Origin of the sequence: Microbispora sp. NPDC088329 (genome assembly GCF_040685655.1) — a bacterium.
Classification (GTDB): Bacteria; Actinomycetota; Actinomycetes; order Streptosporangiales; family Streptosporangiaceae; genus Microbispora.
In genome coordinates, this window is record NZ_JBFBIP010000004.1 from 113762 (window position 1) to 123916 (window position 10155).

The 10155-nt window shown below is 70.6% G+C and carries 6 protein-coding genes; 4 read left to right on the top strand and 2 right to left on the bottom strand.

What is annotated here, in order from left to right; all coding sequences use genetic code 11:
- The first annotated feature begins 78 nt into the window (after window positions 1-78).
- Window positions 79-1281: an ROK family transcriptional regulator gene (locus AB0O28_RS10665; RefSeq protein WP_363639152.1), complete on the top strand. Its 1203-nt coding sequence runs from the start codon at window positions 79-81 to the stop codon at window positions 1279-1281.
- Between the two features lie 5 nt (window positions 1282-1286).
- On the opposite strand, the gene AB0O28_RS10670 is transcribed toward AB0O28_RS10665, so the two are convergent.
- Window positions 1287-2078, bottom strand: a complete 792-nt coding sequence (locus AB0O28_RS10670) for a neutral zinc metallopeptidase (RefSeq protein WP_363638601.1) — start codon at window positions 2076-2078, stop codon at window positions 1287-1289.
- Between the two features lie 239 nt (window positions 2079-2317).
- On the opposite strand from AB0O28_RS10670, the gene dxs reads away from it, so the two are divergent.
- Complete coding sequence (dxs, locus tag AB0O28_RS10675; protein ID WP_363638603.1) at window positions 2318-4231, top strand: 1-deoxy-D-xylulose-5-phosphate synthase; 1914 nt, start codon at window positions 2318-2320, stop codon at window positions 4229-4231.
- A gap of 66 nt (window positions 4232-4297) precedes the next feature.
- Window positions 4298-5779: an amino acid permease gene (locus tag AB0O28_RS10680; protein WP_363638605.1), complete on the top strand. Its 1482-nt coding sequence runs from the start codon at window positions 4298-4300 to the stop codon at window positions 5777-5779.
- Here the strand turns inward: AB0O28_RS10680 and AB0O28_RS10685 are convergent.
- On the bottom strand, window positions 5745-6392 hold the full coding sequence (locus AB0O28_RS10685; protein ID WP_363638607.1) for a LysE family translocator: 648 nt from the start codon (window positions 6390-6392) through the stop codon (window positions 5745-5747). The genes AB0O28_RS10680 and AB0O28_RS10685 overlap by 35 nt on opposite strands.
- A 268-nt stretch (window positions 6393-6660) precedes the next feature.
- Between AB0O28_RS10685 and AB0O28_RS10690 the strand changes: the two genes are divergently transcribed.
- Window positions 6661-10128, top strand: a complete 3468-nt coding sequence (locus tag AB0O28_RS10690) for a LamG-like jellyroll fold domain-containing protein (RefSeq protein ID WP_363638609.1) — start codon at window positions 6661-6663, stop codon at window positions 10126-10128.
- The last annotated feature ends 27 nt before the right edge of the window (window positions 10129-10155 follow it).

Consider the following 10155-nt stretch of genomic DNA (forward strand, 5'->3'; position numbering starts at 1 on the left):
GACCGATAAGGTGATCTCCGGCCCCTGACCTGCTCAGGTTTCCCCCGACCCCCCACGGAATCCGAGGCTGCCCCGATGATGCGCGCCGGTCCCTCACAGGAGGAGATCCGCAAGCACAACCTCGGGACGCTGCTGCGGCACGTCCACCTCGGGGGGCCGACCTCGCGCGCCGAGCTGACCTCGCTGATGGGGCTGAACCGGAGCACCATCATGGCGCTCACGGCGGACCTGACGGCGGCCGGTCTGGTCAGGGAGGAACTGCCCAAGGACACCGGCCGGGCGGGACGGCCGTCGCTGGTCGTCCGCCCGGAGACGGCACGCGTCTACGTGCTGGCCTTCGAGGTGGGGGTCGACCGCCTGGCCGCCGCGCGCATCGGCCTCGGCGGCGTGATCCTCGACCGCCGCGAGGCCGTGCGGGCGCGCGGGGACTTCGACATGGCGCAGGTCGTGGGGACGCTGGCGGGCTTCGCCCGGCAGATGCGGCGCAAGACCCGCGAGGACACGATCTGCGTCGGCGCGGCGGCGGCGGTCTCCGGTGTGGTCCGCGCCTCCGACGGCGTGGTCAGGATCGGGCCGAACATCGGCGCGTTCGAGGTGCCTCTGGGCGAGGAGCTGACGAAGCGGCTCGCGCTGGGGCTGCCGGTGACGGTGGGCAACGAGGCGAACCTCGGCGCGCTCGCCGAGCACACCCGCGGGATCGGCGCCGGCTGCCGCGACCTGATCTACCTCCACGGCGACGTGGGCATCGGCGGCGGCATCATCGTGAACGGCCAGCTCCTCGGGGGGTACGGCGGGTACGGCGGCGAGGTGGGCCACATGGTGGTCAACCCGGACGGCCGCCCCTGCGCCTGCGGCTCGCACGGCTGCCTGGAGGCCGAGGTGGGGGAGCCCGCCCTCATGGAGCACGCCGGCCGGTACGGCGAGATGATCGGCAGGGACGCGGTCCGCGCCGTCGTCGACGCCGCCGACCGGGGCGACGTGATGGCCCAGGAGGCGCTCGCCCATGTGGGGAACTGGCTCGGGCTCGGCGTCGCGAGCCTGGTGAACGTCTTCAACCCCGAGATGGTCGTCTTCGGCGGCATCCTGCGGGAGATCTACCTGGGTTCTGCCGCCCAGGTGCGCAGCCGGATCGCCACCGGCACCCTGCGCGCGACGCGGGAGCAGGTGCGGCTGCGCACCACGGCGCTGGGCGACGACGCGACGCTGATGGGGGCCGCCGAACTGGCCTTCGCCCAGGTGCTCGCCGACCCCCTCGAAGCGCTGTCCCGCGTCGCCCCCTGAGGGCGCTAGGCGACCCGGGAGGCGGGGGCGGAGAAGGTGTCGCACACCTGCGGGCCCCTGCCGTACCAGCCGCGCTTGAGCCAGTAGCGGATGTTGCGCGTCGTGCCGTGCCACCTGTCGCCGACGACCCATTTGAGCTGCTCGTCCCAGTCGAGCCGGTCGCGGCCCAGCGAACGCCAGACGCTGCCGACGAAGGCGCCGGAGAAGCACTCGGCCTGAAGTTCGATGCGGCGGTTGAGGTCGGCCTCCCGTTTCCCGCCCGCCTTGGCGGACTGCCGGTCGAACTCGGCCAGGATGCCGGCGCGGTCCTGCGCGTAGTGGCCGTACTCGTGGGTGACGACCGTGAAGAGGTCGAACCCCGTGGGATCGGACAGCGCCTCCTTGTCCAGCAGGACCCACATCGTCGTGTTCTTGGGGCAGTACTGGCCCGCCAGGTAGCTCGCCATGTACTGGGTGCAGCCCGTGTACACGCCTTTGGTGATGTAACGCACCCGTGGCGGGGAGAACCTCAGCCCGGCCCGGTGGAACTCCTCGCTCCAGGTGCGCCGCAGGCAGCCGAACAGGGCGTCCAGATAGGCCCGGAAGGTGGTCAGGTCGCCGGCCCGGCGGGCCGGCTCGGTGCACCGGGAGGTTTCGAACGCGCCCGCGCTGTAGAGCGGGTTCCTCGTCAGCGCCTTATGACCGGTGGGCACGGGCCGCGCCGGCGTGCCGGACGCGCTCGCCGTGCCGGTGAGGGACAGGACCCCCGCCGCCGCCGTGGCCGCGACGGCCACCGTACGGAGGCTTATGCGAATCATGAGTGGGCATCCAAAACGGACAGAGAGATAGTCAGGAATCCGGCGAATCGCCCGAAGACCCGGTAATGCGAGCTTTCCTTGCGTGGATCATGAGGGTAGGGCAGGAGGCGGCGACGGGTAAAGCGGAATCGATGCAGGCGCCGGCGAGGTCTCGTGAAGGTTCGGTGCGACCCCTGATACCACCAGGCCTTGCTAGAACTAGACTCGATCCGTTCGATGGCGAGCGGGAAGGATGAGCGGTGGGGATTCTGGAGACGATCAAGGACCCGCTCGACGTGAAGCGCCTTGAGGCGGGAGAGCTGCCCGCGCTGGCGGCGGAGATCCGCGAGCTGCTGGTGTCCTCCGTTGCGAAGACCGGCGGCCACCTCGGGCCCAACCTCGGCGTCGTCGAGCTGACCATCGCCCTCCACAGGGTCTTCGACTCACCGCGCGACCCGATCCTGTTCGACACCGGCCACCAGGCGTACGTGCACAAGATGCTGACGGGCCGGGCCGGGCAGTTCGGCACGCTCCGCCAGGAGGGCGGCCTGTCGGGCTACCCCAGCCAGACCGAGTCCGAGCACGACGTGATCGAGAACTCCCACGCCTCCACCGCCCTGTCGTACGCCGACGGGCTGGCCAAGGCGATGGTGCTGCGGGGGGAGACCGGCCGCACGGTGGTGGCGGTGATCGGCGACGGCGCGCTGACCGGCGGCATGGCCTGGGAGGCGCTCAACAACATCGCCGGGCGCAAGGACCTGCCGCTGATCATCGTGGTCAACGACAACGGCCGCTCCTACTCGCCGACGATCGGCGGTCTCGCCTCCCACCTGTCGTCCCTGCGGATGACCCAGGGCTACGAGCACGTGCTCGAACTGGTGAAGCACAACCTCGCCAAGGTGCCGGTGGTCGGCACGCCGCTCTACGACACGCTGCACGGCATCAAGAAGGGCCTGAAGGACATCCTGACCCCCCAGGCCATGTTCGAGGATCTCGGGATGAAGTACGTCGGCCCGATCGACGGCCACGACGAGGCGGCGGTGGAGGCCGCCCTGCGCCGGGCCAGGGATTTCCGCGGGCCCGTCATCGTGCACGCGCTCACCCGCAAGGGCAACGGCTACACGCACGCGGAGAACCACGACGAGGACTGCTTCCACGGCCCCGGCCCGTTCGACCCGCTGACGGGCGAGGAGCGGCCCAAGCCGCACAGCTGGACCAACGTGTTCAGCGAGGAGATCGTCAAGATCGGCGGGGAGCGGGACGACGTCGTCGCGATCACCGCGGCGATGCTCCACCCGGTCGGCCTGGCCGCGTTCGCCGAGACGTACCCCGACCGGATCTACGACGTGGGCATCGCCGAGCAGCACGCCCTGACGAGCGCCGCCGGGCTCGCGATCGGCGGCCTCCACCCGGTCGTGGCCCTCTACGCGACGTTCCTCAACCGGGCCTTCGACCAGCTCCTGATGGACGTGGCGCTGCACCGCCTGCCGGTCACCGTCGTGCTCGACCGCTCGGGCGTGACGGGGGACGACGGCCCCAGCCACAACGGCATGTGGGACCTGTCGATCCTGCAGGTGATCCCGGGACTGTCGATCGCCGTCCCGCGCGACGGCGCGCGGCTGCGCGAACTGCTGGCCGAGGCGGTCCGGATCGACGACGGCCCGTCGGTGGTCCGCTATCCCAAGGGCGGCCTGCCCGCGGACGTGGAGGCCGTCGGCAAGCTGGGCGAGATGGACGTGCTGCGCGCCGGCGACGCCGACGTGCTGCTGGTCGCGGTCGGCCCGATGGCCGGGATCTGCATGGAGGCCGCGAACCTCCTCGACGCGCAGGGCATCTCGGCCACCGTCGTCGACCCCCGCTGGGTGAAGCCGCTGGACGAGGCCCTGGTGCTGGCCGCGGCCGCGCACAAGCTGGTCGTCGTGGTGGAGGACAACGGGCGGGTCGGCGGCGTGGGCGACGCCGTGGCGCGCATGCTGCGCGACGCCGACGTGGACGTGCCGGTGCGGACCCACGGGATCCCCCAGCGCTTCCTCGACCACGCCAAGCGGGCCAAGATTCTCTCCGACATCGGCCTGACGGCGCAGGACCTCGCCCGTCAGATCACCGAGGCCGTGGCGCGCCGGTCGCAGGTGATGGAGAGTCATCCGGCGCGGCTCGCGCAGCCCACCGATTGACAACCAGGAGTAATACCGGTGTGACCGGGAAGTCTGCAGGTCATCGACGTGATGAGGAGCCTGCCGATGAGCCTTTTCCGGACGAAGCCGGTAGAACAGTCGATTGAAGATGCCGAAGGCGGCGAGCATCGGCTCAGGCGCAGCCTGAGCGCGTTCGACCTCACCGTCTTCGGCATCGGCGTCATCGTGGGCACGGGCATCTTCGTGCTGACCGGCCTGGCGGCGCGCAACACGGCGGGCCCGGCCGTCGCGATCTCCTTCGTCGTCGCCGGGGTCGTGTGCGCGCTCGCGGCCCTGTGCTACGCCGAGTTCGCCGCCACGGTCCCGGTCGCGGGCTCCGCCTACACCTACGCGTACGCCACCATCGGCGAGTTTCCGGCCTGGATCATCGGCTGGGACCTGATGCTGGAGCTGGCACTGGGCGCGGCGGTGGTCGCCTCGGGCTGGTCGGGCTACTTCGCCTCGTTGCTGAAGAACTTCGGGATCTACCTGCCGCCGTCCATCGCCGGAGAGGACGCCGTCATCAACATCCCGGCGGCGCTGATCGTGCTCCTGCTGACCGGGGTGCTGGTGGCCGGCATCAAGATGTCGGCCCGGTTCAACGGCGCCATGGTGGCGGTCAAGCTGGCCGTGGTGCTGCTCGTGATCATCGCCGGGCTGTTCTTCATCAAGGGGGCCAACTACCGGCCGTTCATCCCGTCGTCGCAGCACATGGCCGCGGGGTCGGGCATGAAGGCCCCGCTCATCCAGGTGCTGTTCGGCGTGCAGCCGGTCGCGTACGGCGTCTTCGGCGTCTTCACCGCCGCCGCCCTGGTGTTCTTCGCCTACATCGGCTTCGACGTCGTGGCGACCGCGGCGGAGGAGACCCGCCGCCCGCAGCGCGACCTGCCGATCGGGATCATCGCCTCGCTCGTCGTCTGCACGATCCTCTACGTGGCGGTCTCGCTCGTGGTCGTCGGCATGCAGCACTACTCGGAGCTCAGCGCGACGGCCCCGCTCGCCGACGCCTTCCGGTCGGTGGGCCAGCCCTGGATGGCCACGCTGATCAGCGTCGGAGCCATCGCCGGGCTCACCACGGTCGTGATGATCCTCATGCTCGGCCAGAGCCGGGTGCTGTTCGCGATGTGCCGCGACAACCTGCTGCCCCGCACCCTCGCCAAGGTCCACCCGACGTTCCGCACGCCGTACCGGATCACGATCGTCATCGGCGTGGCCACCGCGCTGCTCGCGGCGCTGATTCCGCTCAGCGCCATCGCGGAGCTGGTGAACATCGGCACGCTGTTCGCATTCGTGATCGTCGCCGTGGCGGTGGTGATCCTGCGCCGGACCCGTCCCGACCTGCCCCGCGCCTTCCGCACGCCGTTCGTGCCGCTGGTGCCGGTCCTGTCGGTGCTGGCCTCGGCCTACCTGATGCTCAACCTGCCCGTGGAGACCTGGATCCGGTTCTTCGTGTGGATGATCATGGGCTCGGCCGTCTACTTCCTGTACGGCCGCCGCCGCAGCAGGGTGGCGGCTACAACCCCCGGGGAACCAGTCCTCGAACGGTGAGCACGGCGCCGACGGCGGCCAGCAGCAGGCCGCTCGCGCCGAGCAGCAGACGGTAGCCGCGGGGGGTCAGCCGGTGCCGGCCGGCCCCCACGGCTCCCGCCAGCGCCACCTTGGAACCCACCAGGACCAGGTAGAAGCCGCCCACGAAGGCCAGCGCGTACGCCGGGGCCCGGTCCCAGGCCGAGACGAAGATCGGTGAGCCCACCGCGATCCAGAACAGCCAGGGGTGGGGGTTGAGCAGGTTCACCACCACACCGCGCAGGACCTCCCGGACGGAGGACGGCGCGTCCTCGCCGGGCCGGGGCGGCAGGGCCGTACGGGCCTCGCGCAGCGTCTCCACGCCCAGGTACACGACGTAGAGCCCGCCCCCGACCGCCAGCGCCCGCAGGAGCACCTGCGGCAGCGCTCCGACGGCCGTCACGGCCAGCAGCACCACGGGCAGGTCGGACAGCAGCGGCACGCCGGCCAGGCGCACCCCCGAGCGGAACCCGCCACGCAGGCTGGCGGTGATGACGAGCGTCAGCAGCGCCCCGGGTGTGACGCCCGCCCCCAGGCCGAGGCTGAGCCCCATCAGCAGTTCCGTCACGCCGGTGACCTCCCGTTTCGTCCGCACGAGAGGTTATCGCCGGTCGCGGCGGTCGAGATCACCGCCTTGCCCAGACCGCCGCGCCGGCGCGACCGCGGATCAGCGGCGACGGGCGCCTTCTGCTCACGGGAGCCGGTCGCGCCGTGGTCACCCCGTGGGCGACCACGGGCGATAGATGGCCGATTGCGCCGGTCTACTCCGGTTCACGCCGAATGAACCGGCGGTGAACCCGGTCCTGATCTCCTTGCGGCGAACCATCGCGGTTCTGTGCGTACCCCCGCTCGTTGGAGATTCGATGCGCCCTCGCCCGCGCGGCATCGCCCTGGCTGCCTGTGTTCTGCTGACGGCCGGTGCCGTACACGCCGTCCCCGCCGTCCCCGCGGCGGCCGAGAGGACCGCCGGTCCGTCGCCGTCGCCGTCCGCCGCCTCGTCCGAGCGGGAGGCGGTGGAGCTCGCGCGGACGTCGCGGCAGCGGGTGGAGGTGCTGCCGCTGCGCACCGAGACGCGGCAGGTGTTCGCCAACGCCGACGGCAGCCTCACCTCCGAGACGTCGGCGCTGCCCGAGCGGGTACGGCGCGGCACCGGCTGGGCCGATGTCGACCCGACTCTGGTCTTCGCCGATGACGGCACGGTGCGCACGGTGGCGACCCCGCTGGAGCTGACCTTCTCCGGCGGCGGGACGGCCCCTCTGGCCGCTATCGGCGAGGGCGGGCGTTCGGTGGCGATGACCTGGCCGGGAAACCTCCCCAGGCCGTCCCTCGAGGGCGACACCGCGACGTACGCCGAGGTGCTGCCGGGTGTGGACCTGCGGGTGACCGCGTCGGTGTTCGGCTTTTCCGAGGTGCTCGTGGTCAAGTCCAGGCAGGCCGCCGCCAACCCCGCGCTGAGCCGGCTCGACTTCGGCATGCGGGCGAACGGGCTGACGGTGCGCAAGACGGCGACCGGCGGCTTGAGCGCGGTCACCGACTCGGGGACCGAGGTGTTCCACGCGCCGGCGCCGCGCATGTGGGACTCCTCGGGCGTGCCGGCTGCCGCCGCCACGATGAGGGCCGAGCCGGCACGCGAGGGCAGGCAGGCCGTCATGGGTGTCGACGCCGCTCCGGACCGTATCGCGCTCACCCCGGACAGGGACCTGCTGACCGCCGCCGACACCACGTATCCGGTCTACATCGACCCGCAGTGGTCCGGGTCGAAGCTGGCCTGGACATATGTGGACAAGGCCTATCCGTCGCAGCAGTACTGGAACTCCAGCCACATGCCGGAGGCGGGCTCCTACGGCAGCGGTGTCAAACGGTCGTTCTTCCGGATGGACTCCGACAACGTCAACGGCAAGCACATCTTGAAGGCGACGTTCCGGATCACGCAGGTCAAGTCGTGGGGCTGCACCTCCGATCCACAGGCCGTGCAACTCTGGCTGACCGGCGGCATATCGTCCTCGACGACCTGGAACCGTCAGCCGTCCTGGAGCAGCCATCTGGACAGCGTCGCCTCCGACGCCGGCTACAGCTCCTCCTGCCCGGACAAGGGCATCGAGTTCAACGTGACCGGCGCGATCGTCAAGGCCGCCAAGAACGGCTGGTCGAGCACGACGTTCGGGCTGAGGGACTACAACGACACCAGCGGCAGCGTGTGGGGGTGGAAGGGCTTCAGCAACGCGCCGAAGCTCGTCATCGACTACAACACCCCGCCGGCGGTCCCGTCGGGCATCGGCACCTACCCGGCGACCCCGTGCGTCACCGGAGCCTCCCGCCCGGCCGTGAACGCCGGTGACGCGGCCAACCCGCTCCAGCTCAAGGCCCGTATCTACGACCCGGACAAGGCCAACGACGGCGTACGGGCCGAGTTCGTCCTGCACCACTACAACGCGGCCACCGGCGTGTGGGACGACATCACCTCGACCATGCCCGGTGGCGGCAAGACCGCCTACAAATACACCACCTCGCCCACCGACCACTCGGTCAAGCTGTCCGGGCTCGTCACCGGTCACAGCTACGCCTTCAAGGTCAAGGCCTACGACAGCACCGACTCCAGCGCGTGGAGCAAGTGGTGCGAGTTCACCGTGGACACGATCGACCCGGTCACCCTCCCCAAGGTGACCTCCGCCGACTATCCGGCCGACACTCCCGACGAGTGGAAGGGCAGCGTGGGCTGGGCGGGCGGGTTCACGCTGGCCCCCGGCGACGGCGAGACCGACGTGACGGCCTTCCGATGGGCGCTGGACGACCCCGCCCTGGCCACCGCCGCCACACAGGTGAAGATCCCGGCCGGGCAGACCTCCGTCAACGTGCGCGTCGCCCCCCGCCATGACTGGCTGAACGCCTTGTATGTCTATCCGGTCGACCGGGCGGGCAACGTCGGCAAGACCCCCGCCGTCTACAGCTTCTACGTCAACGCCGGGTTCGGCCCGGAGGGACACTGGCGGCTGGACGAGACCTCGGGCACCACGGCGGCCGACTCCGGGGCGACGACGCATCCGGCGACGATCGCGGGCGGCGCCACCTGGTTCCCCGGCCGCGTGGCCGGGGGGCTGCGCCTGAACGGCGGCACCGGGTACGGCAGCACGGACGGCCCGGTGGTGCACACCGACAGGAGCATGAGCGTCTCGGCCTGGGCACTGCTGAACGACAAGAGCAAGAACTCCACCGTGGTCAGCCAGAACGCCGCGCGCAACTCGGGATTCCAGCTCTACTACTCCTCCGGCTACAAGCGGTGGATCTTCAACAAGATCGACGCCGACGTCGACGACATGACCATCGTCAGGGCGATCAGCGATGACGAGCCGACGACCGGCGTCTGGACCCACCTGACCGGCGTGTGGGACGCGCCCCACAGGCAACTGCGCCTGTACGTCAACGGCATTCTCCAGTCCACGACGGGTCCCTTCCCCTACACGCCCTGGGACGCGACCGGCCCGTTGCAGCTCGGCCGGGTGCAGTGGCACGGCACGTACATCGAGAACTTCGCCGGCGACATCGACGACGTGAAGATCTGGAAGCGGGAGCTGTCGGACGACCCGCGCACCGTCAACGACCCGGCGCTCGGCAACGAGATCGCCGCCATGGCCAAACAGCCGCCCATCCAGCGCGGCTTGTGGACGTTCGAGGAAGGCACAGGCACCACCGCGGCCAACTCCACCGACAGCCGCTGGCCCGCGGCGCTCGGCGGCGACGCCGGCTGGTCCGGCGACGGCTTCGACGGCGGCGGCGCACTCAGCCTCAACGGCACCACCGGCTACGCGGCCACCCCGTCGGCGCCGCTGCGCAGCGACCACAGCTACACGGTGACGGCCTGGGTACGCCTGGCGGGCGACGACACCTGCGTGCTGCCGAACCACGCGATCACCGTCCTGGCCCAGGACGGAACCGCGTACAGCTCCTTCTACCTCGGTTACCGGCTCATCGCCGAGAACGGCGTCGCGGTGCCGCACTGGTCGTTCTCGACGACCCCCGACGCCGACAGCGGCACCCTGACGCACGCCATCTCGGCCGAGCCCGTCGACTGCTCGGTGCTCAACACCTGGACGCACCTGGCGGGTGTGTACGACGAGCAGTCCAAGCAGATCCGCCTCTACGTCAACGGCCAGCTCAACGACCAGCGTCCCGTCACCGGCGGATGGGCGGCAGGGGCGCTGCAGATCGGCCGCGCCAAATACCGCAGCGCGCCCGTGGACTACTTCGGCGGTGACATCGACGACGTCCGCGCGTACACCGGGGTCCTGACCGATCGCCAGGTCCTGAACATCGCGATGAACCTCCCTGGCTGACCGCCGCCTCGTCCCTCTCTCATCCAC